Genomic DNA, 23824 nt, shown 5'->3' with positions numbered 1-23824 from the left:
CGTGATGCGCGGGATGCGGATGGGCCGGCTGATACGCCGGGTTCTGTCCCGGTGCCTCGCGGCACCATGGACGGCCATCTATCTCGGAGCTGCGTCACCGCAGCCCTCCAGCGGTCTACCCGGGGACTGGACGAGCAGCCTGTGCGTCCCCTGTTCGACCTTGCTCCGGGCGAGGTTTGCATAGCCGACCCGATCACTCGGGCCGCTGGTGGTCTCTTACACCGCCGTTTCACCCTCACCCGCCGCTTCCGCGACGGGCGGTCTGCTCTCTGTTGCACTGTCTCGCGGGTCGCCCCGGGTGGGTGTTACCCACCGCCCTGCTCTGCGGAGCCCGGACGTTCCTCGACGCGGTCTCCCCCTCTCGGGATCCTCCGCGGCGCGACCGTCTTGCCGACCCATCCGCGGGGACGAGTCTAGGGCAGGCGCTCCCCGCCGGCGCTCCCGCTAGAGGCCGGACTCGTCCGTGCGCACGAGGATCGCGTTGCTCTCGGGATCGATCACCACGTCGTCGGGCGCGCGCTTGCGCAGCGCGTCCAGGTCGCTCTGGTGCAGGGCGATGTTGCTGCCGAGGGAGATGCCGCGGTGCAGCATCGCGGCGCCGACGCCGTACCGCGCACGCTGCTTCTCGTAGAGGGCGAGGAGGTCCTCGGGGAACCGCGGGGCGAGCGCGTCCCGGTCCTTCTTCGCCTGCTCGGCCTGGACCCGCAGCTCCACGGCGGCGGCGTCGCGCTCCGCCTCCACGGCGGCGAGGCGCTCGGCGAGGGCGTCGCGTTCGACCACGACCTCGGCCTGCGCGGCCTGGGCCTCCTCGAGCCGCTGCATGACCTCGAGCTGCACCTCCTCGAGCGTGTCGCGGCGGCGCAGCAGCGACTCCAGCTCGCGCTCCAGCGCCTGGACGTCCTTGGAGCTGCCGCCCGCCTCGATTCGCGTGCGATCGCGGTCCATCCGGGCCTGCACGACGGCGACGTCGGACTCGATGCGGGCGAGCTCCGTCCGGGCATCCTCGACGACGCCGGTCCGCTCCCCGAGCCGACGGCGGACGAGCTCCATCTCCCGCTGCAGCGCGTCGACCTCCTTCAGCTGCGGGAGCTGCGCGAGCTGGCGCGTGAGGTGCGTGAGCCGGGTGTCGATCTCCTGCAGGTCGAGGAGCTCCTTCTGGATGCTCGGATCGGCTTTCATGCTCTCCCTCTCGTGGTGCTGCTCCGCCTGCATAGGCGGGCACGCGATGCGTGTCGTGGATGCGCGGACCGGTCCGCGCGGCTGCCGGTCACTGCATGACGGCGAAGTCCCAGGGGTCGGTGCGGATGTCGCTGACGGTGACCTCGACCTCGGGCAGCGCCGATCGCAGCGTGTCCGCGGCCTGGTCGAGCCACAGCCACTCGCTCGCCCAGTGGGAGGTGTCGATGAGGTACGGCGTGCCGCCGTGGAGGGCGGCGGACTCGCGCGCCTCGCTGGCCGGGTGGTGCCGGAGGTCGGACGTGATGTAGACGTCGGCGGTGACCACCTCGGGCGCGGCGAGCAGCGAGTCCCCGGCTCCCCCGCAGAGGGCCACGCGGGTGACCGGCGCGTCGTAGGGCCCGGCGACGCGGATCCCCGTCGCCGTGGGCGGCAGGATCCGCGCCAGCTCCCCGGCGAGTCGGCCGAGCGTCGTCGGCGCGGGCAGGTCGCCGACGCGGCCGATGCCCAGCACGCCGCCCGGGGCTGGATCGAGCGGTCGGATCGTCCCGGGCACGAGTCCGAGGAGGGCGGCGAGACGTCCCGATGTGCCGTCCTCGACGACGTCGGCCGTGGTGTGGGATGCGTGCAGGGCGCAGCCGGCCCGGATCAGGTCGGCGAGGAGCGCCCCCTTGTAGCCGGTCTCGGCGACGGTGGTGACGCCGCGGAGGAGCAGCGGGTGGTGCACGAGGAGCAGGTCGGCGTCGGCGGCGACGGCCTCGTCCACCGTCGCCCGCACGGCGTCGACGGCGAGATGGATGCGGCGGACCGATCGGCGCGGATCGCCTGAGACGAGGCCGGAGGCGTCCCACTCGGAGGCGCCGGCGGGCGGCCACGCGTCCTCGACGACCCGGACGACGTCGGCGAGGGTGGGGATCACCTGGCCATCGTAACGAAGGGGCGACTGCGGCCCGCCACGGGCCGCGCGCGGATCAGCGTCGGCGGGTGCCGCGGCGAGGGGCGTCGTCGTCCTCCGGCACGTCGGACGCGATGCCCGGCGACGGGACGAGGGGCTCGAGGGGCCAGAGGCTCCGCTGGGCCGATCCGCGTCGTTCGCTCGACCCGTGCGTCGCGGCGTCGACGACCGACCAGGCGGCGGCGTCGTCGGCCGTGTCGGAGCTCATGGGTGGATGCTACCGCGACACGCCCGCGGCGACCCGGCCCGCGCTGCCCGCGGACATCGCGATCGGGCCGCTGCCGCTCGGCCTCTCATCTGACCCCGCGGGCGGTGAGCGCGTCGCCGAGCTGGTCCGCGTGCTTGAGGGCGACGACGAGAAAGGGGACGACGAAGGTGCGGAGGCCCGGGCGTGCTCCCCGCGCCCGCTGGGCCTCCCGGACGTCCCCCGCCAGGCGTCCGAGGACCGGCACGGTGCCGGCGGTGACCGTGAGGAGCAGCGCGATCCGCTCCGTGTCGACGCCGAGCCGCCGCAGCGGGACCAGCCCGCGCTCGATGCTGTCGAGGAGAGCGGTCATGGAGGTCGTGAGGACGAGCAGGCCGGCCACGGTGATCGCCGCCGTGACGCGCGCGGTGTTCGCCACCGCGGGCTCCGGCCCGAGCAGGACGATCTGGCTGACGAGCGTGAAGAGCATCACCCACCGCACGGCCCTCACCTGTCCTGCGAGGCGTCGGAGGCCCATGCAGCCGTCGCCGAGCTGCGCGGCCGCGTACGCGATGACCGGCACGGGGACCGCGATGCCCGCGCCCCACCACGTGGAGGGCAGTACCGAGACGCCGAGCACGACGACCATGAGCAGGACCAGCTCGGGTCCGGCCGGCATGCGCTCGAGGCGGCCGGGACGTCGCGGGTCGGCGGGCGTCACCCGAGCATCGCCTCGTACTCGGCGATGACGGCGGCCGGTGCGCCCGTGCGGACCAGGCGGCCGCCGGCGAAGAGGACGGCGGCGTCGCACCGGGCGGCGGCGGCGAGGTCATGGGTGACGAGCACGAGCCGGTGGCCGTCCTCGAACAGGTGGTCGGCGACGCGGCGGGCGTTCCGGGCGTCGAGGTACGCCGTGGGCTCGTCGGCGACGACCAGCTCCGGTCGCCGGACGAAGGCGCCCGCCAAGGCGAGCAGCTGCTTCTGCCCGCCGGACAGCTCGTGCGACGAGCGGTCGGCGAGGTGCTGGATCCCGAGTCGACGGAGGGCCTCGGCGACCCGCGCGTCCGACTCGGCGCGGGACAGGCGCTCCGGCCGCAGGGAGAAGGCGACGTCCTCGGCCACGGTGGGCATGACGATCTGGGCGTCCGGGTTGCTGAAGACGAGGGCCACGCGTCGTCTCAGCTCGCGGGATCCGCGGTCGGGATCGATGCCCAGCACGCGCGCCTCCCCCGTCGTGCGCGCGACGAGGCCCCCGACCAACCGGGCGAACGTGCTCTTGCCCGAGCCGTTCTCGCCGATGACGGCGAGGGTGCGCGCGCCCACGTCGAGCGTGACGTCCCGGAGCGCATCGACGTCCCCGAGGCGCACGTCGACACCGGCGAGGCGCAGGTGCGGGTCGATCCCCTCGGCCGCGGTCACCGTACGGGCGCCGAGACCGCGTCCTCCCGTGCCGGCCTCCAGCCGGACGCGCGACGGAAGGCACGGGGGTAGCCGCGCACCAGCGTCATCACGATGGCCGTGGCGATGGCCGCCTTGACGAGGTCGCCCGGGAGGAAGACGAGGCTGGTGAACGCGGTCTCGGTCAGCGGCAGGCGCGTCACGAGGCTCTGCACGGGGATCCCGACCGCGTAGATGACGACGATCCCGCCGACCACCATGGCCACCGCGGTGCGCACGGCGGTAGGCCGCCGACCGCCGAGGTGCACGATCCACCCGACCGCTGCGGCCCCGAGGACCCAGCCCACGAGGTAGCCGCCGGAGGGTCCGAGGAAGACGCCGAGACCGCCGGTCCCGCCGGAGAGGAGCGGCAGCCCCACCGCGACGAGCGCGAGCAGGACGGCCAGGGCGAGCGCACCGAGGCGGGCCCCGAGGACGGCTCCGGCGAGCATGACGCCGAGCGTCTGGGCGGTGATGGGGACGCCCCCGAGCACGCTGATGCTCCCGGGGAGCCCGAGGACCGCGACGACCGCGGCGAGCACGGCGACCCGAGCGAGGTCGGTGGCGTCGAGGGGCGTGCGACGGTCGGCGCTGCGGGGCAGGGAACGGGAGGGGGGCATGGGCTTCCTTCTGCGTGATGCGGCCGGCACCGACGTGGACGACGTCCACCTGGACGACGTCCACCTGAACGGCGTTCACTATATTGGGCGCATGGCACGGGCGCATGCGACGGGGCGGCACACGCGTGACGACGTCGCCCGCACGGCCCTGCGGATCCTCGACGAGCACGGCCTCCCCGACTTCACGATGCGCCGCCTCGCCGCCGCCCTCGACGTGCAGCCGAGCGCCCTCTACTGGCACTTCCCGGACAAGCAGAGCCTCCTCGCGGAGCTGGCCGACCGCATCGTCGCGGAGGCCCAGGCCGCGACGACGGGTCGGTCCCCTCGGCATCCGGACTGGCGGGAGCGGGTCCGGATCGCCGCGGCGACCCTGCGGGCGGCGCTCCTCGCCCACCGCGACGGCGCGGAGGTCGTGGCCAGCACCACCGCGATGGGGCTCGGCGCGTCGGCGGCCCGCGACACGCTGTCCGCGGCCGTCGCCGCCGGCGGTCTCGGGGAGGCCGACTGCGCTCGCGCGGCATCGGCGATCCTGCACTTCGTGCTCGGCCATGTGGTGCACGAGCAGCAGCGCGTCCAGCTCGACCGCCTCGGCCTGCTGACCGCCCGGGACGGCGAGGAGGATCCCACCGGCGACTTCGCGTTCGGGATCGACCTGCTGGTCCGGGGGCTCGGCACCCGGCTCTGATCCCGTGCCGCAGAGCGTCCGGCATCGTCCGGGACGTGACCGCCCGTTCGCGGTGGGCCCTGCCGGGCTCGAACCGACGACATCCACGGTGTAAACGTGGCGCTCTACCAACTGAGCTAAGGGCCCCAGCGCCCGCTCGCCGGGCGCCCGGCCATGCTAGCCGACCGCATCGGCGCGTCCCGGCCGCATCCCGGGCGCGCGCCGTAGCCTCTCCCCCGTGCCCATCCATCCCTCCCGCCGGACCGTCGCGGAGCCCCGGTGGCCCGCCGCCGTCGGGCTCGTCGTCGCCGTCGTCCTCTACGCGATCGCGCCCACCGCGGTCCCGACGGGCCTCCGCATCACGGTGGCGGTGATCGCCGTCGGCCTGCTCGTGCCGCTGCTCGCGCTGAACCCGCGTCGCTTCGTCCGCGAGACCCCGTGGTCGCGCGGCCTGGGCCTCGCGCTCGGCGGTCTGCTCGTGGTCGCCAACCAGGTGAGCCTCGTCGTGCTGGTCGTTGCGCTGGTCGACGCCTCCGAGGCGGGACCGGAGCTGCTGCTCACGGCCCTGCAGGTGTGGGCGACGAACCTGCTCGCCTTCGCGCTCGTCTTCTGGGAGCTCGATCGAGGCGGGCCCGTGGCGCGCCGGACCCACGCTCGCGCCGCGCTCGCGCCGGCCGACTTCCGCTTCCCGCAGGACGAGGACTCGGGCGCCGTGTCCGAGGTCGCGCGCCGCTCGTCGGAGCACGCGGACTGGGTCCCGGGCTTCGTCGACTATGCGTACTTCTCGCTCACGAACTCGATGGCCTACAGCCCCACCGACGTCATGCCGCTGTCCCACCGCGCCAAGGCGCTCATGGCGCTCGAGGCGTTCGCCGGCTTCGTGATCCTCGCGCTCGTGATCGCCCGGGCCGTCAACATCCTCAGCTGACCGGGCCGGTCGGCGCCGGGCCGATCAGGCCGGGACGAGCGCCAGGTCGCGGATGGCGGTGCGGTACGCCTCGAGCTCGCGCGCCTCGCCGGGTGCCGTGATGAAGCTGCCGCGGATGATGCCGCGCGTGTCGATGAGGAAGGTCGCGCGGTTCGCGAAGCCCTTCCCCTCCAGGAAGACGCCGTACTCCTTTGCCACCTGGCCGTGGGGCCAGAAGTCGGCGAGCAGCTGGAAGTCGATGCCCTGCTGCTCGGCCCACGCGCGCAGCGTGTGCTTGCTGTCGACGCTGATGCCGATGAGCTCCACGCGGCTGTCGGCGAAGAGGCCGAGGTTCTCCTCCAGCTGGCACATCTCGCCGGTGCACGTACCGGAGAAGGCCAGGGGGAAGAAGACGAGGGCGACCGCGCGGTGCCCGCGGTACTCGCTCAACCGGACCCGCTCGCCGAACTGGTTGGCGAGCTCGAAGTCGGGAGCCTGTGTGTCGTTGGCCAGGGCCATGGGGTGCGGATCCTTCCGTGCCGACAGATGTCCCCTGTCTGGCACGAGGAGCCACACTACGCCCGGCACCCGCGAAGTCCAGCGCCGACGCGGGAGACGCCCGCGCAGAGCACCGTGCCCGTCGTCCGTGACCGTCGGTCGGCATGGGTAGGCTGGCCCTCGGCGTACGCGCGGTCTCGCACCCTTCGAGCCCCGTGGCACCGAAGACGATGTCTGCACACCACAGGAAGAGGTCGAGGGTGACTGTCAACGACCAGGATCCGTACTCGGTGAACCACACCGATCAGGATCCGGAAGAGACCGCCGAATGGAACGAGTCCCTCGACGGGCTCGTCGAGACGCAGGGCCGGGGTCGCGCGCGCGACGTCATGCTCAGCCTCCTCAAGCGCTCGAAGGAGCTGCACCTGGGTGTGCCGATGGTCCCGACCACGGACTACATCAACACCATCGCCCCGGAGAACGAGCCCGACTTCCCCGGCGACGAGGACCTTGAGCGCCGCTACCGCGCGTGGATCCGGTGGAACGCGGCCGTCACGGTGCACCGGGCACAGCGCCCCGGCATCGCGGTCGGCGGGCACATCGCCACGTACGCGTCCTCGGCCGCCCTGTACGAGGTCGGCTACAACCACTTCTTCCGCGGCCAGGACCACCCGGGCGGCGGCGACCAGGTCTTCGTGCAGGGTCACGCCTCCCCCGGCACCTACGCCCGCGCCTTCCTCGAGGGACGCCTGAGCGAGCACCAGCTCGACGGCTTCCGCCAGGAGAAGAGCCACGAGGGCGGCGGGCTCTCCTCGTACCCGCACCCGCGGCTCATGCCGGAGTTCTGGCAGTTCCCCACGGTCTCGATGGGCCTCGGACCGATCAACGCGATCTACCAGGCGCAGGCGAACAAGTACCTCACCAACCGCGGGATCAAGGACGCGTCAGACCAGCAGGTCTGGGCCTTCCTCGGCGACGGCGAGATGGACGAGGTCGAGAGCCGCGGCCAGCTCCAGGTCGCAGCGAACGAGAAGCTCGACAATCTCAACTTCGTCATCAACTGCAACCTGCAGCGGCTCGACGGCCCCGTCCGCGGCAACGGCAAGATCATCCAGGAACTCGAGAGCTTCTTCCGCGGTGCCGGCTGGAACGTCATCAAGGTGGTCTGGGGCCGCGAGTGGGACGACCTGCTCGCCCGCGACACCGAGGGGGCGCTCCTCGACCTGATGAACCGCACGCCCGACGGCGACTACCAGACCTACAAGGCCGAGAGCGGCGCCTACATTCGCGAGAACTTCTTCGGGCGCGACGAGCGCACCGCGAAGCTCGTCGAGGGCTACACCGACGACCAGATCTGGAACCTCAAGCGCGGTGGCCACGACTACCGCAAGGTCTACGCGGCGTTCAAGGCGGCGAGCGAGCACACCGGTCAGCCCACGGTGATCCTCGCGAAGACCGTCAAGGGCTACGGTCTCGGCCCGAGCTTCGAGGGGCGCAACGCGACCCACCAGATGAAGAAGCTCACGCTCGACAACCTAAAGCAGTTCCGCGACGAGCTGCGCGTGCCGATCACGGACGCGCAGCTCGAAAAGAACCCGTACCTGCCGCCGTACTACCACCCCGGTCAGAACGACGAGGCCATCCAGTACATGCAGGAGCGCCGTCGCGCGCTCGGCGGCTACTCGCCCGAGCGCCGCACGAAGCACACGGCGATCACGCTGCCGGACGACTCCGCGTACCGCATCTCCAAGAAGGGCTCCGGCACGCAGGAGATCGCCACGACCATGGCGTTCGTCCGGCTGCTGAAGGACCTCATCCGCTCGAAGGACTTCGGCAACCGCGTCGTCCCGATCATCCCGGACGAGGCCCGCACGTTCGGCATCGACGCCTTCTTCCCGACGGCGAAGATCTACAACCCGAACGGCCAGCACTACACGTCGGTCGACCGCGAGCTGCTGCTCTCCTACAAGGAGAGCCCGCGGGGCCAGATCGTGCACGTGGGCATCAACGAGGCGGGCGCCCTGGCGGCGTTCACCAACCTCGGCACCACGTACTCGACGCAGGGCGAGCCGCTCATCCCGATCTACGTCTTCTACTCGATGTTCGGGTTCCAGCGCACGGGCGACGCGATCTGGGCGGCGGGCGACCAGATGGCGCGCGGCTTCCTCATCGGCGCCACCGCGGGACGCACCACGCTCACCGGCGAGGGCCTCCAGCACGCGGACGGGCACTCGCTCGTCCTCGCGCAGACGAATCCCGCGATCGTCGCCTACGACCCGGCGTACGCCTACGAGATCGGCCACGTTGTGCGGTCTGGCCTCGAGCGCATGTACGGCGGGCAGCACGAGGACCCGAACGTCATGTACTACCTGACGGTCTACAACGAGCCGATCATCCACCCGAGCGAGCCCGAGGGCGTCGACGTGGACGGCATCGTCCGCGGCGTCTACAAGCTCAAGGACGGCTGGGTCGACGGCCCGAAGGCGCAGCTCATGGCGTCCGGCGTCGCGGTCCCGTGGGCCCTCGAGGCACAGCAGCTGCTGGCCGACGACTGGGGCGTGTCCGCCGACGTCTGGTCCGTCACGTCGTGGGGCGAGCTGCGCCGCGACGGCCTGGCCGCGGAGGAGCACAACATGCTCCACCCGCACTCCGAGACCCGGGTCCCGTACCTGGAGGAGAAGCTGCGCCACGCCGAGGGCCCGTTCGTCGCGGTCACCGACTTCTCGCATGCGGTGCCCGACCAGATCCGCCAGTTCGTCCCCGGCGACTACTCGACGCTCGGCGCCGACGGCTTCGGCTTCTCGGACACGCGTCCGGCGGCCCGCCGCTTCTTCGCGATCGACGGTCCGTCGATGGTCGTGAAGACGCTGCAGCGCCTCGCGAAGCAGGGGAAGGTCGACCAGGACGCGCCGAAGTGGGCGATCGACAAGTACCGCCTGCTCGACGTGAACGCCGGCACCACCGGATCGGCCGGCGGCGAGGCGTGAGCTGCGCCGACCTGACGTGACACCGAGCGACAGGCACGACACCGACGTGGAGACCGGGGAGACGAAGGCGGAGACGCTGACGTGGCTCCGGTCCCTCTCGGGGGAGCTCGCGAGCGCGACTCTCAAGCGGCTGGAGGACACGCTGCCCTGGTACGGCGACATGCCGCCGGGGCGGCGGTCCGCCGTCGGTCTCGTCGCGCAGGCCGGCATCACGTCGTTCATCCACTGGTACGACGATCCTGACTCGACCCCCTGGATTGCGGCCGACGTGTTCGGCGCCGCGCCCCGCGAGCTCCTGCGCTCGGTGAGCCTCCAGCAGACGCTGCAGCTCATCCGCGTCACGGTGGAGGTCGTGGAGGACCGCGTCCGCGACCGGCACCGCACGGTCCGCGACGCGATCCTGCTGTACTCCCGCGAGATCGCGTTCGCCGCGGCGGACGTCTACGCGCGTGCCGCCGAGGCCCGTGGCCTGTGGGACGCCCGGCTGGAGGCGCTCGTCGTCGACAGCATCCTCTCCGGCGAGTACGACGACGAGCTGCCGTCGCGGATCGCCGCGCTCGGCTGGCACGGCCACGGTGAGGTGTCCGTGCTCGTCGGCACGGCGCCCGCGGTGCTCGACGTCGACCAGCTGCGCCGCACGGCGCGGCACCTGGAGGCGGACGTGCTCATCGGGGTCCAGGGCAGCCGCCTGGTCCTCGTCATCGGACGGGCGTCCCCCGCGGTCGTCGACCCTGAGGCCGCCGCGGCGGAGGCGCCCCCCGTGTCCTTCCTCGAGATCGCGACGCAGCTGGAGCCGGGGTTCGGCGCGGGCCACCTCGTCCTCGGCCACGAGGTGCCGAGCCTGGTGGAGGCGTCGCGCAGCGCGCGGGCGGCACTCGCCGGGTTCGCCGTCGCCCGGTCGTGGCGCAATGCCCCGCGGCTGACGCTCGCGGACGACCTCCTGCCGGAGCGCGCCCTCGCCGGCGACCCGCTGGCCCGGTCGACGCTCATCAACCGGATCTACAAGCCGCTCCAGGCGCACTCGACCGAGCTGCTGGCCACGCTGTGGTGCTACCTCGACACCGGCCGGTCCCTCGAGGCGACCGCGCGCGAGCTGTTCGTGCACCCCAACACGGTGCGCTACCGGCTGAAGCGCGTCTCCGACGTCATCGGCTGGGACGCGACGGGCGCCCGCGAGGCGCTCATCCTCCAGGCCGCGCTCATCATCGGCAGCATCGCGGAGGCCGGTACCACGGTCCCCAAGCAGCAGGCCTCCGGTCGCGCGCGGCCCAAGCGCCAGGCGGCGCGGTGACGGGCATCTCGTGTGGCATCGGAACAACGTCCTGGCGGATCCTCTGTAGGAGGCCGACTCCGGCCCGCCCTCCTCAGGACGGGAGGATGGACGGATGATCATCGTCGTCTGCCCGGGCCAGGGCTCCCAGAAGCCCGGATTCCTCTCCCCCTGGCTCGAGCACCCGGAGCACGCGCGGCGGCTGGGCGAGCTGGGCGCGGCGGCGGGACTCGACCTCGTCACCCACGGCACCACGTCCGACGCCGACACGATCCGCGACACCGCGGTCGCGCAGCCGCTCATCGTGGCGGCGGGGATCGTCGCCCTGCACGCGCTCCTCGCGGACGGCCGGGACGCGTACGTGGCCGGCATCGCGGGCCACTCGGTCGGCGAGATCACGGCTGCGGCTGGCGCGGGGATCCTGACGGACGACGAGGCGATGCGCGTCGTGCGCACCCGCGGCGACGCGATGGCCGAGGCCGCCGCGATCACCCGAACGGGCATGAGCGCCGTCGTCGGCGGCGACCAGGACGCCGTCCTCGCGCGCCTCGCCGAGCTGGACCTCGAGCCGGCCAACTTCAACGGCGGTGGCCAGATCGTCGTCGCCGGCGCTCCCGAGGCCCTCGCCGCGCTCCAGGCCGAGCCCCTCCGCGGCACGCGCGTCATCCCCCTCCAGGTCGCGGGCGCGTTCCACACGCACCACATGGCTCCCGCGGTCGACGCCCTGCGCGCGGCCGTCGCCCCGCTCGCGCCCCGTGACCCGCGCTTCCCCTTCTGGACCAACCGCGACGGCAGCCGCGTCGAGTCCGGTGCCGCGTACCTCGACCTCGTCGTGGGCCAGGTGGCGAGCCCGGTCCGCTGGGACCTCTGCATGGAGGCGTTCGCCGCCGCGGGCGTCACCGGCCTCATCGAGGTGGCTCCCGCCGGCGCGCTCACCGGCCTCGCCAAGCGCGGGCTCAAGGGCCTTCCGACGCTCGCGCTCTCCACCCCTGACGACCTCCCGGCGGCCATCGACATGCTCGATGCGCACGCCTGATCCCGCCTCACCGACACCGAACAGGCACCCATGACCGACCAGCCCCGCCCCACCATCCAGACCGCGCCCGTGGTCGAGCGCTTCACCCGCATCTGGGGGCTCGGTGCCGCGCGCGGCGAGCTCGACGTCCCGAACGACGACCTCGTCGGCCCGATCGACTCCTCGGACGAGTGGATCCGCCAGCGCACCGGCATCATCACGCGCAAGCGCGCCGGCGCGGACGTCGACGCGGTCGACCTCGCGACCACGGCGTCGCTCGAGGCCATCGCGAAGGCGGGCATCCGTCCGGAGCAGATCGGCATCGTCCTCGTCAGCACCGTGAGCAACACCGTGCAGACGCCGTCGATGGCGGCGCTCCTCGCCGACCGCATCGGCGCGAACCCCGCGCCCGCCTACGACATCTCGGCCGCGTGCGCCGGATACACCTACGGCATCGCGCAGGCCGACTCCTTCATCCGGTCGGGCCTCGCGGAATACGTCCTCGTGGTCGGCGCCGAGAAGCTGTCCGACATCGTCGATCCGACCGACCGCTCCATCTCGTTCCTGCTCGGCGACGGCGCCGGCGCCGCGATCGTCGGCCCGAGCGACACCCCCGGCATCTCGCCGACGGTCTGGGGATCCGACGGCTCGAACTGGGACGCCGTCGGCATGACCGGCACCCTGAAGAGCATGCGCGACGGATCTGCGTGGCCGACGCTCCGCCAGGACGGTCAGAAGGTCTTCCGGTGGGCCGTCTGGGAGATGGTCAAGGTCGCCAAGGAGGCGCTCGACCGTGCCGGCGTCGCCCCGGAGCAGCTCGCCGCCTTCATCCCGCACCAGGCCAACATGCGCATCGTCGACGAGTTCGCGAAGCAGTTGGGCCTCCCCGAGTCCGTCGCCATCGCGCGCGACATCGCCACCACGGGCAACACCTCCGCCGCGTCGATCCCGCTCGCCACCCACCGCCTGCTCGAGGAGGACCCGTCGCTCTCCGGCGGCCTCGCCCTCCAGATCGGGTTCGGCGCGGGACTCGTCTTCGGCGCGCAGGTCGTCGTCCTGCCCTGAGCCCCACCGCCCCATAAGCTGTTCCGGTCATCACGAACCACGAGGAGATACACATGGCACTGTCCACCGAAGAAGTCCTGGCCGGCCTGGCCGAGCTCGTCAACGACGAGACCGGGATCGCCACCGACACCGTCGAGATGGACAAGTCGTTCACCGACGACCTGGACATCGACTCGATCTCGATGATGACGATCGTCGTCAACGCCGAGGAGAAGTTCGACGTCAAGATCCCCGACGAGGAAGTCAAGAACCTCAAGACCGTCGGCGACGCGGTCACCTTCATCACCAACGCGCAGTCCTGACCGCGCGGAGCATGGCCGGTCCCGCTCACGGGGCCGGCCATCTCCCTCCCCTGTTCCCGACGTCGAGGAGACGCCACGCATGACCACCCCCAAGAAGATCGTCGTCACCGGCATCGGTGCGACGTCTCCGCTCGGCGGCACAGCCGAGGACACCTGGCAGGCGCTCCTCCGCGGCGAGTCGGGCATCAGCACGCTCGAGCAGGACTGGGTCGCCAAGTGGGAGATCCCCGTCACCTTCGCCGGGCAGGCCAAGGTGCCGTCCTCCAAGGTGATGCAGCGGATCGAGACCAAGCGCCTCGACCCGTCCAGCCAGTTCGCGCTCACGGCCGCGCGTGAGGCGTGGGCCGACGCCGGATCCCCCGAGGTCGACCCGCTGCGCTTCGCCGTGGACTGGGCGACCGGCATCGGCGGCGTCTGGACGCTCCTCGACGCCTGGGACACGCTCCGCGAGAAGGGCCCTCGCCGGGTCCTGCCCATGACCGTCCCCATGCTCATGCCCAACGGGCCCGCCGCAGCGGTCGGCATGGACCTCGGTGCACGCGCCGGCATCCAGACCGTCGTCTCGGCCTGCGCGTCCAGCACCGAGTCCATCGCCAGCGCGTACGAGCACCTCCAGGCGGGACGCGCCGACATCATCGTCGCCGGCGGTTCCGAGGCGTCCATCCACCCGCTCCCCATCGCGTCGTTCGCCGCGATGCAGGCGCTGTCGAAGCGCAACGACGACCCGCAGCGCGCCTCGCGCCCGTACGACATCGCGCGCGACGGCTTCGTGCTCGGCGAGGGAGGTGCGGCGCTCGTCCTCGAGACCGAGGAGCACGCGAAGGCCCGGGGTGCCCGCATCTACGCCGAGCTCGTGGGCGGCGCGGTGACCAGCGACGCGTTCCACATCACGGCCCCGGACCCCGAGGGCACGGCTGCGGCGCGCGCCATGATCCAGAGCGTCGAGGGCGCCGGCTACTCGCGTTCGGACGTCTCGCACATCAACGTGCACGCGACGAGCACGCCCGTCGGCGACATCGCCGAGTACAAGGCGCTCGAGCGCGTGTTCGGCGCCGCCGTGCACGGCATCCCCGTGAGCGCCACGAAGGCGTCCACGGGCCACCTCCTCGGCGGCGCGGGTGCCATCGAGGCCGTCTTCACCGTGAAGGCGCTGGCGGAGCGCACCGCTCCCCCGACGATCAACCTCACGGAGCAGGACCCGGACATCGCGCTCGACGTGGTCACGTCGCCCCGCTCGCTGGGGAACGCCGACCTGCTCGCGATCAGCAACTCGTTCGGCTTCGGCGGGCACAACGCCGTCATCGCGTTCCGCAGCGTCTAGCGGCACGCACGACGAGAGGCCCCGACATGATGGTCGGGGCCTCTCGTCGTGCGGCGTGCGGGGAGGAGCCGCGCGCCGGGCGTCGTTCCCGGGTCAGCCGACCTTGTGCAGCCAGACGACCGGGCTGAAGTCGCTCGCGTGGCGGAACGCCTCGAGCTCGTCGTCCCAGGCCTGGCCCATGGCGAGGCGCAGCTCGCGGTGCAGCTCCAGCGTGTTGGAGCCGGCGACGTCGAGCGCGTACCGGATGCGGTCCTCCGGGATGACGGTGTTGCCGGCCGTGTCGGTCTGCGCGAAGAAGACGCCGAGGTCGGGCGTGTGCATCCAACGACCGCCGTCGCGGCCGGGGCCGGCGTCCTCGGTGACCTCGTAGCGGAGGTGCTCCCAGCCGCGGAGCCCGCTGGCGATGGCAGCGCCCGAGCCCTCCGGGCCCTCCCAGTAGTACTCGGCGCGCATGGCACCGTTCAGCACCGGCTGCGGGTCCCACGTGAAGTTCACGGCGTGACCGAGCGCACGACCGGCGGCCCATTCGACATGGGGGCAGAGCGCGCGAGGGGAGGAGTGCACGTAGAGCACTCCTCGAGCCGGTCTTGAGTTGGCGACGGGTGCTTCCATGGGTCTCCTCCATCCGATCAGATGCGTCTTCCCCAACGATCTGCGTGCGATGGACGAGCTCCACACCTGCCGGTGCGGCCGGCGCGAGCGCCGACGGGTCCCATCATGACGGGTGATCCTGTGCGCGGGCAACATGCGGGTCGCGACGCGCCGCAGCAGGTCGCGACGTCGGCTTCCGAGGCCACGGCGGGTCCGACCGGGATGCATGCCGGGAATGCCTATGCTCCAGGTGTCGGCCCGCCGGGCCGGGAGGCGAGGCGGGCATGTCGGTACGGCACGCGCTCCTCGCCGTGCTCACGGAGGGCACCTGCTACGGCTACCAGCTGCGGACGGAGTTCTCGCGACGCACGGGCACCGCTGCCCCGCTCAACGTCGGCCAGATCTACAACACGCTCGACCGGCTCGAGCGCGACGGGCTCGTTGTCAAGGGCGCCACCGACGACGCAGGGCACGTGCCGTACACGATCACCCGGGCGGGTACCGCGGAGGTCGAGGCCTGGCTCGCGGCGAGCGTCGGCACCGTCGGGCCGCGCGACGAGCTGCTGGTCAAGGTCGCCCTCGCGCTGTCGCTGCCCGGGGCCGACGCAGCCGAGGTCGTGCGCATCCACCGGGAGAGCTCGCGCGCCGCGGCGGCCGAACTCGCGCGTGCGCGGTCCGAGCTGGAGGCGGTCGGCGACGACGTCGTGATCGCGCGGCTCCTCGCCGTGGATGCGCAGGAGGCTCAGGTGCGTGCCCGCCTCGCGTTCCTCGACGCGGCGGAGCGCCGGATCGGCGAGGCACGGGCGACGGGCGCACGGCCCGTTGGTCTCGGCACGGCGCCCCGTCGCGGCCGTCCCGCCCGGCCTCCCGGTGGATCCGCCGACTGACCTAGTGCAGCAGGCCGCCGCCCTGAGCGAGCACGTTCTTCTCCCCCGCCTCGATGGGGACGGCGAAGCGGTTCTGCTTGGGCGGCATCGGGCAGTTGAAGTTGTAGCTGAAGGCGCACGGGGGCAGGTAGGCGCGGTTGAAGTCCAGCGTGATCGTGCCGTCGGGCGACGGCGCGACCATGAGGAACCGGCCCACGCCGTACGTCGACTCGCCGCTCGTGGCGTCGGAGAAGACCAGCAGGAGGGCGCGTCCCTCGCGGAAGGCGGCCAGCTCGTAGTCGACGCCGTCCTTCGTGAAGGTGATCTCGCCGGGCACGACCTTGTCCTTCGTCGCTCCGTCGTCCTTGAGGTGCTCGAAGCCCATCGCGCGGCCCCCCTCGATGGGCGTGAAGTCGGCCTTCACGACCCACTCCTCGGAGTACGGGAACGCGTCGATGCCGCCGAAGTCGCGGATCGCGTCGGACTCGGCGTCCCAGACGCGGAGCGCGTACGTGCCCTCCTCGTTCGCGATCACGAACGCCGAGACGGTGTCGCTGGCGACGACGGACGAGGGCTGCGGATCGTCGCGGCCGCGCACGATCGCCTCGCCGTCGACGAGCACGCCGTCGACGCGGAGGCCGTCCGCCGCGGTCGCCTGGACCCGGAGGCCGGAGACGCCGGGCTCGAGGGGCGACCACGTGCCGGGTATGCCGTAGACGGGCTGCGGTGCGGCGTCGTGGGAGATCCACTGCGTGTTGACGAGGGCCAGGTTGCCCTGGGGCATGACCACCATCTGCTCACGCCGCGAACGGTAGACGGCGAGGACCTCCGCCGGATCGGTGGGAGCGGGAGCGGGAGCGGGCGCGACGGTGGCGGGATCGGTCATGGTCCCATCCTCGCGGCCATCGGGGTCCCGGCCAAGTCTGCCGCGTGTCCGCCGACCGGGGTTCCCCGTGGTGCACGGCGAGCGTACGGTCGGACCATGAGCACAGATCACGAGAGCACCGCGACCGACGACGACGGCACGACGACGCACGCCGAGGAGCACACCGAGGCCTCCTCCTCGGTCACGACGGAGAGCGGCTCGGACGAGTCGACCCCCGACGGCTCCGGCAGCAACACGAGCGAGGGCGACGACCACAAGGGCGACGTGGCCTCCGGCGGCTGATCCCTCCCCCATGACACCGCGACGCCCGGTCCCCTGAGGGGCCGGGCGTCGTCATGTCCGGGCGCGGCTCACTTGGCCTGCGCGTAGTCGTCGACGACCGCGATCGTCACGGGGAAGTCGACCGGCGCATCGCCGAACAGCAGGCGTCCGGCCTCCGCGGCGGCGTCGGCGACCGCAGCCCGCACCTCGTCGACGCGGTCGTCCGGCGTGTGCACCATGACCTCGTCGTGCAGGAAGAAGACCAGGTGCGGGCGTGACCCCGGCCGCTCGAGCGCGGCCAGTCGGCGCCGGAGCCCGGCGAGCCAGCACAGCGCCCACTCGGCGGCGCTGCCCTGGACGACGAAGTTGCGGGTGAAGCGGCCCTGGTCGCGGGCGGACGTGCGGGCGCGGGCGGCGTCCGACGGGGACGCCTCGCCCGCGCGGCCGATCTGCTGCACGTCGACCCACGCGTCGCCGGGCGGCGGCGAGGAGCGGCCGAGCCGGGTGCTCACGACGCCCCCGCTCTCGCCGGCCCGCGCCGCGCGCTCCACGTAGCCCGTGGCCCGCGGGTACGCCCGGACGAGACGCGGCATCAGGCGGCCGCTCTCGCCGGAGGTCGCGCCGTACATCGCGCCGAGCATCGCGACCTTGGCGTGCGCGCGGGTGTCCACGACGCCCGCGTCGACGAGGCCCTGGTAGAGGTCGGTGCCGCGACCCGCGTCGGCCATGGCGCGGTCCTCCGACAGCGCGGCGAGCACGCGCGGCTCGAGCTGCGCCGCGTCGGCGACGACCAGCCTCCAGCCCGGATCCGCGCGGACGGCGGAGCGGATCTGCCGGGGCAGCTGCAGGGCCCCGCCGCCGCTGGCGGCCCAGCGTCCGGTGACGACGCCACCGGGCACGTACTCGGGGTGGAAGCGGCCGTCGCGGATCCACGTCTCCATCCACGTCCACCCGTTGGCGGTGAGGAGGCGCGACAGCTTCTTGTGCTCCAGCAGCGGCGCGATGACGGGGTGGTCGATCTCCTGCAGCTCCCACTGCCGGGTGCTCGAGGCGTCGACGCCGGCGCGACGCAGCGCGCGCAGGACGTCGGGCGGGCTGTCCACGTTGAGGTCGGGGGCGGCGAGGATCTCCCGGATCCGCGCCGCGAGCCGCAGGAGCGCGGGAGGCGCGCCGCTGTGCGCGGGCCGTCCGCCGAGCAGGTCGACCAGGAGCGCGTCGTGGACGGCGGTGTCCCACGGCAGCCCGTCGGCGGACATCTCCGCGGCCACGAGGGCCCCTGCCGACTCCGCCGCGAGCAGGAGGCGCAGCCGGCCGGACTCGGCGCTGCCCGCGATCGCCTCGAGCTGCAGGCGGAGCTCGGCCACCAGCTCGTCCGGCGAGCGACCATCGGACGCGTCGAGGTCGTCGAAGAGCGTGGCGCTTGCCGAGGGCTCCCGCTCGGCCGGCGCGGCCGCGTCCCACGGGCCAGCCGGCAGCCGGGCGAGAGCGCTGTCGGCCGTCTGCGTGGAGAGCCGGAGGATCGCGTGGCTGAGCCGGAGGTCGTGGCAGCGGGCGACGCGGACACCCGCGGCGATCAGCGTGCGCGCCCAGACGGCGGTGTCGTCCCAGACCCAGCGCGGTGCCGGGTCGGTGCGCTCGCGCGCGGCGGCGACCGCCGGCCACTCGGCGGAGGGGACGTCGCGCGTGGCCGTGACGGTCCCGGTCGCGTCGAGGTCGACGAGTCGCACGCCGGAAGGCGTCCGCGCGACCAGGATGTGCATGCCCTCATCATCGCGCGCGCGTCCGACGTCCGGCCGCCGCCCGCGCTCCTCGCCGCCCCCCTCTAATGGCGTCACGGAGGGAAACACCGCAGGAGAATCTGCCTGCATCCCCCGCTCACGCGGTTTCACCCGCTAGGGTTGGACACAAGTCGTCAGGTTCTCACGATCCGCCCGGTCCGCCGGAGGGGTCACGAGGGTAGGCGACCCGCGGTCCCGGGTCCCGGGATCGATGCATCTCTTTTTGAAGGAAATATCGTCATGGCAACAGGCACCGTCAAGTGGTTCAACGCTGAAAAGGGCTTCGGCTTCATCGCTCCCGACAACGGAACCGCGGATGTGTTCGCTCACTACTCCGCGATCGCGACGGGCGGCTACAAGTCGCTCGACGAGAACCAGAAGGTCGAGTTCGAGGTCGCCCAGGGCCCCAAGGGCCCCCAGGCTGAGAACATCCGCCCGCTCTAATGCCACCCGCTCGCCCCTGGTGAGCGCAGCACGCTGAGCTTCCGAGAACGGCTCCGACCATGTGGTCGGGGCCGTTCTCCATTTAAGGCGCGCCTCCGCGTGCGAGACCATGGACCGTGCCCTCCTATCGCATCACCATGACCGTCGGCGCGCTCCGACCGGGCGCCCATCCCGCCGCCGTCCTCCCGGCCGCCGACGACGAGGCCGCCCGGATCGCCACCCTCGAGGCGAACGACATCCAGGTCGTCCGCGGCGAACCCCGGCTCACGGTGCGCTTCACCGCCGACGACGACGCGGCGGCCGAGCGCATCGCGGGCGCGGTCCGGGGTCGTGCCGCCGAGCTCGTCGAGATCCCCCGGGCCAGCATCACCCGCCGCGACGGGGGCACCTGGACGCGGATCTGATCCGCCTGGTCCCCTCCTGTCCCCCGACGGTCGCCCTGCGGGGCCGATCACGGACGCGCCACCGAGCATCGCCGGCAACGCCTGTAGTCTCGATCCCAAGAGCCGACGGCGCCTCAGGGGGATGCACCATCGGCTTGGGGGGACGATGATCGAACAGAAGGCCACGCACGACGCGGACGCACGGGAGACCGGCACGCGACGGAGCATGACGGACAGGGCCGCGAAGGGGGTGCGCGCGGACGCCGGCCCGCTCACCGAGGCGGACGGCCTGCGGGCGCACGACTGGCGCCGCACCTACGCGATCGGCCTCGTCGTCACCGACCTCCTCGTCCTCGTCTGGGTCGTCTTCGGCGTCCAGATCGCGTGGTTCGGCTTCGAGACCTCCGACGTCGCCTTCAACGGCGACTACGAGGGCGTCGCCGTGAGCTACTCGCTCATCTCGCTCGTGATCATCGCGAGCTGGATGGTCGCGCTCGGGCTGTACGGCACCCGCGGCTACCGCGTGCTGGGCACGGGGCCGCAGGAGTACCGGCTGATCCTCGACGCCACCGTGCGGCTGTTCGGGCTGCTGGCCATCGTGGCCTTCCTCGGCCGCATCGACTTCGCGCGCGGCTACATCATCATCGCGCTGCCGCTCGGACTCGTGACGCTCGTGCTCAGCCGCTGGATGTGGCGGCAGTGGCTGAACGTGCAGCGCGCCAAGGGCCGCTACTCGTCCCGCGTGCTGCTGATCGGATCCGAGGCGTCCACGGGCTTCCTTGCCCGCGAGCTCGCCCGCCAGCCCTACGCCGGCTACCACGTGGTCGGGGCGTGCATCCCCTCGGGCGTCATCGCGGCCACGCTGCCCGGCACCGGGATCCCCGTGCTCGGCAAGCTCGACGACCTGCAGGCCGCCATGCGCGCGGTCGACGCCGACACCATCGTCATCGCCAGCAACGACGAGCTGTCCCCGGAGCGGATCCGCGAGCTCAGCTGGTCGCTGGAACCCGGACGCCAGCACCTGGTGGTGGCACCGAGCCTCACCGACATCGGCGGTCCCCGCATCCACACCCGCCCGGTCGCGGGCCTGCCCCTCATCCACGTGGAGACCCCCCGCTACGAGGGCACCAAGCTCTTCGCGAAGCGGGCGTTCGACATCGTGGCGAGCACGCTGATCCTCGTCGTCGCCTCCCCCCTGTTCCTCGCCATCGCCATCACCATCCGGCTCAGCACGCCGGGGCCCGTGCTCTTCCGGCAGGAGCGGGTCGGGATCAACGGTCGCCCGTTCCAGATGCTGAAGTTCCGCACGATGGTCACGGACGCGGAAGCCCGTCTGCTCGAGCTCGAGAAGCAGTCGCGCGACGCGGGCAACTCGGTGCTCTTCAAGATGAAGGACGACCCGCGGGTCACCCCGATCGGGCGCTTCCTCCGCCGCTACAGCCTCGACGAGCTGATGCAGCTCGTGAACGTCCTCAACGGCAGCATGTCGCTCGTGGGCCCGCGCCCGCCGCTCGCCCGCGAGGTGGAGGCCTACGAGACGAAGGTGCACCGTCGATTCCTCGTGAAGCCGGGCATCACGGGGCTCTGGCAGGTGAGCGGCCGGTCGAACCTGTCGTGGGAGGACAGCGTGCGGCTCGACCTCTACTACGTGGAGAACTGGTCGATCGTCGGGGATCTCGTCATCCTGTGGAAGACGGCGCGGGCTGTGCTGCAGCGTGAGGGGGCGTATTGAGCGGGAGCGAGACGATCGAGGACAGGGGCCCGCACATCGCCGGCGACGAGGGAGCCGCCCCGCCCCCCGGAGGCGGTCGGCGGGACCGCATCGGCTTGCAGTTCGCGTGGGTGTCCGGCGGCAAGATCCTCGCGGCGCTGATCCAAGCCGCGACGATGCTCCTCCTCGTGCGGGAGGTCTCGCCCGCCGAGTTCGGTTTCTTCTCGGCGGCCTACGGCGTGATCACCATCCCGCAGACCCTCCTCGATCTGGGCCTCCCCAGTCTCATCGTGCGCGAGCGCGCCCGCGACGCCCGCGACGGGATCGTCACCAGGGCGCTCAAGCTCAACAACGTGCTTTCGCTCGCGATGTCGCTCTTACTCCTCGTGATGGGCATCCTGCTCGCCATGACCGTGGACCCGGACTACTGGCTGCTGCTCCCGTTCGCGGTGTGGGCGGCGGCGGAGCGCAACGCCGACGCTTGGCTCGGGGTCGTGTTGGCCGACGGCGACTCCTGGATCAATGTCACGAACCTAGTACTGCGCCGCTTGGGTAGCCTCGTGATCTTCGTCTTGCTCACGCGCTTCTCACCGATGGAGCCGGTGCTCGCACTGGCAGTCGGCTTCGCTGTGGGCGCCTTGCTCTCCTGGCTGTTCGCGCACGTGTTCGTCGCGAAGCGGCTCGTGCCCGGGACCCCGGCCACGGTCCGCGCACTGGTCCGGATGTCGTATCCGTACTGGATTGACTCGGTGGCCAGCCAGGCGCGCAACCTCGACGTCGCGATCACCAGCATCGTGGCGGGGCAGGCACAGGCCGGCTTCTACGCGGCGTCCGCTCGTCTCACCAACCCCCTGCGGATCCTGCCCAACTCGCTCGCGACGATCTTGCTGCCGGCCGCATCCAAGCGCGACTCGTCGAACATCGGCGGACTCCTCAAGCTAGTCGTCGCGGCCACGGCCGGCTTCGCCCTGCTGTACGGCGGTGGGGCGGTCGTCGTCCCTTGGGCCGTCCCCGTGTTCCTCGGCCCTGAGTACAGCGGTGCCATCGTGGCCCTGCAGATCACCTGTGTCGGCCTCGTATTCGCGTCCGCGGCCAGCCTGCTCTCGACCCTGCTGCTCGCCGTCGGACGCAAGCACTTCGTCGCCGGCACCGCGGTGGTCAGCACGATCGCCTGCCTCCTGGGCGTGGCGCTGGGCGCCCTGACGATGGGTGCCGTGGGGGCCGCGCTGGGGCTCGCGGCGTCCTACGCCGTCCAGGCTGTCGTGCTGTTCTTCCGGCTCCTGATGTTCATCATCCGACGCGAGTCGAACTCCTGATCCAGGGCGGCCCGCCCGCCCATCACCCGTCGTCCCACCGAACCAACCGCCGGAGGAGACCCGTGCGCATGACCCGCATCCACCACTACTACGCCCGATACCTAGAGCACCCTTCCGGCGTCACCGACTCGATCGACCATTGGGCCCGCGCCGCGGCGGACGCCGGCTGGGACGCGCGGATCCTCTGCGCGGAGCCACCAGCTGGCCGTGGCCATCGGCAACCGTCGCCGCTCACGCGGTCGATCGCCCACCTCGGACGCGGTCGTGGGTCGTACGTGCCCCTGGGGCTGCTCCGCGAGCTGCGGCTCGGCGACCTGCTGGTGATCCACGAGGGCTGGGTTCTGAGCAACGTCGTGGCCGCGCTGGTGGCGAAGCTCTGTGGTGCCCGCCTTGTGGTGATGCCGCACGGCGTCTACGAGCGTCAGATCGTGGAGAACCAGAGGGACGTGCTCGGCCTGCGCCGGCACCTGGACCGGCTGGTCCTGCGCATGGCCGATGCCGTGCACGTGTTCTACGCCGGAGAGCAGGACGTCGTCCGCGCGATCGAGCCACGCATCTCCTGCTTCGTGACCGTCCCGAACGGCGCGGATCCCGTGCCCGATGGCGAGGCGTGGCGCGGCGGCGGCGACCATTTCCTGTGGATCGGGCGTTTCGACGTCCTGCACAAGGGCCTCGACAACCTGGTGGACGCATGGGCGCGGCTCCCCGAGCCGCGCCCCCGCCTGGTCCTCGCGGGACCGGACTTCCGGGGCGGGCGCGCGCGCATCGCGGCGTCGGTCGCGGCTCAGGGGCTGACGGGGTCCGTCGAGCTGCGGAGCCACGTCGGGGGGACGGAGAAGAACGAGTTGCTGACCACCTGTCGCGCCTACATCCACCCGTCTCGCTGGGAGTCGTGCAGCATCATGTTGCTCGAGGCCCTGGCGGCGGGCGTCCCGAGTCTCATATCGCGCTCGATCCACGCCGCTGACGAGCTCGGGGATGAGGGGATCCTCGGCGTCGTCGACCTGGTGGCAGCGGAGGGCGAGCTGGCGTCGGCGCTCGAGCGCGTCGACGGCGACTGGGAGCTGGGCCGGAGGGCCCGCTCGTGGGCGTCGTCCGTCGGGACGTGGGATGCCGTCGGCAGGCGCGCGGTCGACGAATACCGACGGCATGCAATAAATTAGAAGCATCAATAGGGGGGAATTGAA

Annotated in this window: 25 protein-coding genes, 1 tRNA gene and 1 other RNA gene; 15 read left to right on the top strand and 12 right to left on the bottom strand. The window is 72.1% G+C overall.

The window, feature by feature from the left end:
* Nucleotides 1–16: 16 nt before the first annotated feature.
* The 7 genes from rnpB to CMS_RS08000 form a co-directional block, all read right to left on the bottom strand.
* Nucleotides 17–398, bottom strand: an RNA gene (gene rnpB, locus CMS_RS16320) — RNase P RNA component class A.
* A 46-nt stretch (nt 399–444) separates the two neighbouring features.
* Nucleotides 445–1179: a zinc ribbon domain-containing protein gene (locus CMS_RS08025; RefSeq protein ID WP_041464955.1), complete on the bottom strand. Its 735-nt coding sequence runs from the start codon at nt 1177–1179 to the stop codon at nt 445–447.
* A gap of 88 nt (nt 1180–1267) precedes the next feature.
* The gene (locus CMS_RS08020) at nt 1268–2095 is read right to left on the bottom strand and encodes a Nif3-like dinuclear metal center hexameric protein (RefSeq protein WP_012298978.1); all 828 of its coding nucleotides are present in this window, start codon (nt 2093–2095) and stop codon (nt 1268–1270) included.
* Between the two features lie 52 nt (nt 2096–2147).
* Nucleotides 2148–2339, bottom strand: coding sequence for a hypothetical protein (locus tag CMS_RS08015; RefSeq protein WP_012298977.1), 192 nt, complete (start codon nt 2337–2339; stop codon nt 2148–2150).
* Between the two features lie 85 nt (nt 2340–2424).
* Entirely contained in the window at nt 2425–3036 is a 612-nt protein-coding gene (locus CMS_RS08010) for an energy-coupling factor transporter transmembrane component T family protein (RefSeq protein ID WP_012298976.1), read from the bottom strand.
* Complete coding sequence (locus tag CMS_RS08005) at nt 3033–3734, bottom strand: energy-coupling factor ABC transporter ATP-binding protein (protein ID WP_012298975.1); 702 nt, start codon at nt 3732–3734, stop codon at nt 3033–3035. Before CMS_RS08005 ends, CMS_RS08010 begins: the two co-directional genes overlap by 4 nt.
* Complete coding sequence (locus CMS_RS08000) at nt 3731–4372, bottom strand: biotin transporter BioY (protein ID WP_049791913.1); 642 nt, start codon at nt 4370–4372, stop codon at nt 3731–3733. The genes CMS_RS08005 and CMS_RS08000 overlap by 4 nt, the downstream gene beginning before the upstream one ends.
* A gap of 91 nt (nt 4373–4463) precedes the next feature.
* Between CMS_RS08000 and CMS_RS07995 the strand changes: the two genes are divergently transcribed.
* Nucleotides 4464–5057, top strand: a complete 594-nt coding sequence (locus CMS_RS07995) for a TetR/AcrR family transcriptional regulator C-terminal domain-containing protein (protein WP_049791912.1) — start codon at nt 4464–4466, stop codon at nt 5055–5057.
* 53 nt (nt 5058–5110) lie between these two features.
* Here CMS_RS07995 and CMS_RS07990 read toward each other — a convergent pair.
* A tRNA-Val gene (locus tag CMS_RS07990) sits at nt 5111–5183 on the bottom strand.
* A 91-nt stretch (nt 5184–5274) separates the two neighbouring features.
* Here CMS_RS07990 and CMS_RS07985 point away from each other — a divergent pair.
* The gene (locus CMS_RS07985; RefSeq protein WP_012298972.1) at nt 5275–5964 is read left to right on the top strand and encodes a hypothetical protein; all 690 of its coding nucleotides are present in this window, start codon (nt 5275–5277) and stop codon (nt 5962–5964) included.
* A 24-nt stretch (nt 5965–5988) separates the two neighbouring features.
* Here the strand turns inward: CMS_RS07985 and CMS_RS07980 are convergent, their stop codons facing one another.
* Nucleotides 5989–6462, bottom strand: coding sequence for a peroxiredoxin (locus CMS_RS07980; protein WP_041464532.1), 474 nt, complete (start codon nt 6460–6462; stop codon nt 5989–5991).
* Nucleotides 6463–6701: 239 nt separating this feature from the next.
* On the opposite strand from CMS_RS07980, the gene aceE reads away from it, so the two are divergent.
* From aceE to CMS_RS07950, 6 genes are all read left to right on the top strand, one after another.
* On the top strand, nt 6702–9428 hold the full coding sequence (gene aceE, locus CMS_RS07975) for a pyruvate dehydrogenase (acetyl-transferring), homodimeric type (RefSeq protein WP_041464531.1): 2727 nt from the start codon (nt 6702–6704) through the stop codon (nt 9426–9428).
* Nucleotides 9429–9444: 16 nt separating this feature from the next.
* A complete protein-coding gene (locus tag CMS_RS07970) occupies nt 9445–10719 on the top strand; it encodes a PucR family transcriptional regulator (RefSeq protein WP_012298969.1) in 1275 nt (424 codons plus the stop codon).
* Nucleotides 10720–10813: 94 nt separating this feature from the next.
* Nucleotides 10814–11734: an ACP S-malonyltransferase gene (locus CMS_RS07965; protein WP_012298968.1), complete on the top strand. Its 921-nt coding sequence runs from the start codon at nt 10814–10816 to the stop codon at nt 11732–11734.
* Nucleotides 11735–11764: 30 nt separating this feature from the next.
* Entirely contained in the window at nt 11765–12778 is a 1014-nt protein-coding gene (locus CMS_RS07960; RefSeq protein ID WP_049791911.1) for a beta-ketoacyl-ACP synthase III, read from the top strand.
* Nucleotides 12779–12831: 53 nt separating this feature from the next.
* Nucleotides 12832–13080 (top strand): acyl carrier protein, encoded by a 249-nt coding sequence (locus CMS_RS07955; RefSeq protein ID WP_012038305.1) that lies wholly within the window; start codon nt 12832–12834, stop codon nt 13078–13080.
* Nucleotides 13081–13159: 79 nt separating this feature from the next.
* Nucleotides 13160–14401, top strand: coding sequence for a beta-ketoacyl-[acyl-carrier-protein] synthase family protein (locus CMS_RS07950; RefSeq protein WP_012298966.1), 1242 nt, complete (start codon nt 13160–13162; stop codon nt 14399–14401).
* 93 nt (nt 14402–14494) lie between these two features.
* Here CMS_RS07950 and CMS_RS07945 read toward each other — a convergent pair whose 3' ends face one another.
* Nucleotides 14495–15013 (bottom strand): DUF3145 domain-containing protein, encoded by a 519-nt coding sequence (locus tag CMS_RS07945; RefSeq protein WP_041464530.1) that lies wholly within the window; start codon nt 15011–15013, stop codon nt 14495–14497.
* A 263-nt stretch (nt 15014–15276) separates the two neighbouring features.
* Between CMS_RS07945 and CMS_RS07940 the strand changes: the two genes are divergently transcribed.
* Nucleotides 15277–15879, top strand: coding sequence for a PadR family transcriptional regulator (locus tag CMS_RS07940; RefSeq protein ID WP_012298964.1), 603 nt, complete (start codon nt 15277–15279; stop codon nt 15877–15879).
* A gap of 1 nt (nt 15880) precedes the next feature.
* Here CMS_RS07940 and CMS_RS07935 read toward each other — a convergent pair whose 3' ends face one another.
* Nucleotides 15881–16744, bottom strand: a complete 864-nt coding sequence (locus CMS_RS07935; RefSeq protein ID WP_012298963.1) for a DUF1684 domain-containing protein — start codon at nt 16742–16744, stop codon at nt 15881–15883.
* A 96-nt stretch (nt 16745–16840) separates the two neighbouring features.
* On the opposite strand from CMS_RS07935, the gene CMS_RS17105 reads away from it, so the two are divergent.
* A complete protein-coding gene (locus CMS_RS17105) occupies nt 16841–17026 on the top strand; it encodes a hypothetical protein (RefSeq protein ID WP_041464529.1) in 186 nt (61 codons plus the stop codon).
* A gap of 68 nt (nt 17027–17094) precedes the next feature.
* Here the strand turns inward: CMS_RS17105 and CMS_RS07925 are convergent, their stop codons facing one another.
* On the bottom strand, nt 17095–18765 hold the full coding sequence (locus tag CMS_RS07925) for a bifunctional 3'-5' exonuclease/DNA polymerase (RefSeq protein WP_041464528.1): 1671 nt from the start codon (nt 18763–18765) through the stop codon (nt 17095–17097).
* 258 nt (nt 18766–19023) lie between these two features.
* Here CMS_RS07925 and CMS_RS07920 point away from each other — a divergent pair, with 258 nt between their 5' ends.
* The 5 genes from CMS_RS07920 (at nt 19024) to CMS_RS07900 (ending at nt 23800) form a co-directional block, all read left to right on the top strand.
* Nucleotides 19024–19227 carry a cold-shock protein gene (locus tag CMS_RS07920; protein ID WP_012038298.1) on the top strand — a complete coding sequence of 68 codons (204 nt, stop codon included), beginning with the start codon at nt 19024–19026 and terminating at the stop codon, nt 19225–19227.
* A gap of 116 nt (nt 19228–19343) precedes the next feature.
* Entirely contained in the window at nt 19344–19631 is a 288-nt protein-coding gene (locus tag CMS_RS07915; RefSeq protein ID WP_012298960.1) for a hypothetical protein, read from the top strand.
* 145 nt (nt 19632–19776) lie between these two features.
* On the top strand, nt 19777–21342 hold the full coding sequence (locus CMS_RS07910) for a sugar transferase (protein WP_041464527.1): 1566 nt from the start codon (nt 19777–19779) through the stop codon (nt 21340–21342).
* Nucleotides 21339–22637 (top strand): oligosaccharide flippase family protein, encoded by a 1299-nt coding sequence (locus CMS_RS07905; protein ID WP_041464526.1) that lies wholly within the window; start codon nt 21339–21341, stop codon nt 22635–22637. The genes CMS_RS07910 and CMS_RS07905 overlap by 4 nt, the downstream gene beginning before the upstream one ends.
* Before the next feature lie 68 nt (nt 22638–22705).
* Nucleotides 22706–23800, top strand: coding sequence for a glycosyltransferase family 4 protein (locus tag CMS_RS07900; RefSeq protein WP_133064080.1), 1095 nt, complete (start codon nt 22706–22708; stop codon nt 23798–23800).
* Nucleotides 23801–23824: the final 24 nt, after the last annotated feature.

It is taken from the genome of Clavibacter sepedonicus (genome assembly GCF_000069225.1).
Classification (GTDB): domain Bacteria; phylum Actinomycetota; class Actinomycetes; order Actinomycetales; family Microbacteriaceae; genus Clavibacter; species Clavibacter sepedonicus.
Note: the sequence above shows the minus strand (reverse complement) of the source record. Positions and strands in the feature narration are given on the sequence as shown.

Excerpts from the sequence above, each read along its gene's own strand:
- CMS_RS08025 (WP_041464955.1), bottom strand. The coding sequence starts at position 1,179 with ATGAAAGCCGATCCGAGCATCCAGAAGGAGCTCCTCGACCTGCAGGAG.
- CMS_RS08015 (WP_012298977.1), bottom strand. The coding sequence starts at position 2,339 with ATGAGCTCCGACACGGCCGACGACGCCGCCGCCTGGTCGGTCGTCGAC.
- CMS_RS08000 (WP_049791913.1), bottom strand. The coding sequence starts at position 4,372 with ATGCCCCCCTCCCGTTCCCTGCCCCGCAGCGCCGACCGTCGCACGCCC.
- CMS_RS07995 (WP_049791912.1), top strand. The coding sequence starts at position 4,464 with ATGGCACGGGCGCATGCGACGGGGCGGCACACGCGTGACGACGTCGCC.
- CMS_RS07980 (WP_041464532.1), bottom strand. The coding sequence starts at position 6,462 with ATGGCCCTGGCCAACGACACACAGGCTCCCGACTTCGAGCTCGCCAAC.
- CMS_RS07965 (WP_012298968.1), top strand. The coding sequence starts at position 10,814 with ATGATCATCGTCGTCTGCCCGGGCCAGGGCTCCCAGAAGCCCGGATTC.
- CMS_RS07960 (WP_049791911.1), top strand. The coding sequence starts at position 11,765 with ATGACCGACCAGCCCCGCCCCACCATCCAGACCGCGCCCGTGGTCGAG.
- CMS_RS07955 (WP_012038305.1), top strand. The coding sequence starts at position 12,832 with ATGGCACTGTCCACCGAAGAAGTCCTGGCCGGCCTGGCCGAGCTCGTC.
- CMS_RS07950 (WP_012298966.1), top strand. The coding sequence starts at position 13,160 with ATGACCACCCCCAAGAAGATCGTCGTCACCGGCATCGGTGCGACGTCT.
- CMS_RS07945 (WP_041464530.1), bottom strand. The coding sequence starts at position 15,013 with ATGGAAGCACCCGTCGCCAACTCAAGACCGGCTCGAGGAGTGCTCTAC.
- CMS_RS07940 (WP_012298964.1), top strand. The coding sequence starts at position 15,277 with ATGTCGGTACGGCACGCGCTCCTCGCCGTGCTCACGGAGGGCACCTGC.
- CMS_RS07935 (WP_012298963.1), bottom strand. The coding sequence starts at position 16,744 with ATGACCGATCCCGCCACCGTCGCGCCCGCTCCCGCTCCCGCTCCCACC.
- CMS_RS17105 (WP_041464529.1), top strand. The coding sequence starts at position 16,841 with ATGAGCACAGATCACGAGAGCACCGCGACCGACGACGACGGCACGACG.
- CMS_RS07925 (WP_041464528.1), bottom strand. The coding sequence starts at position 18,765 with ATGCACATCCTGGTCGCGCGGACGCCTTCCGGCGTGCGACTCGTCGAC.
- CMS_RS07920 (WP_012038298.1), top strand. The coding sequence starts at position 19,024 with ATGGCAACAGGCACCGTCAAGTGGTTCAACGCTGAAAAGGGCTTCGGC.
- CMS_RS07910 (WP_041464527.1), top strand. The coding sequence starts at position 19,777 with ATGATCGAACAGAAGGCCACGCACGACGCGGACGCACGGGAGACCGGC.
- CMS_RS07900 (WP_133064080.1), top strand. The coding sequence starts at position 22,706 with ATGACCCGCATCCACCACTACTACGCCCGATACCTAGAGCACCCTTCC.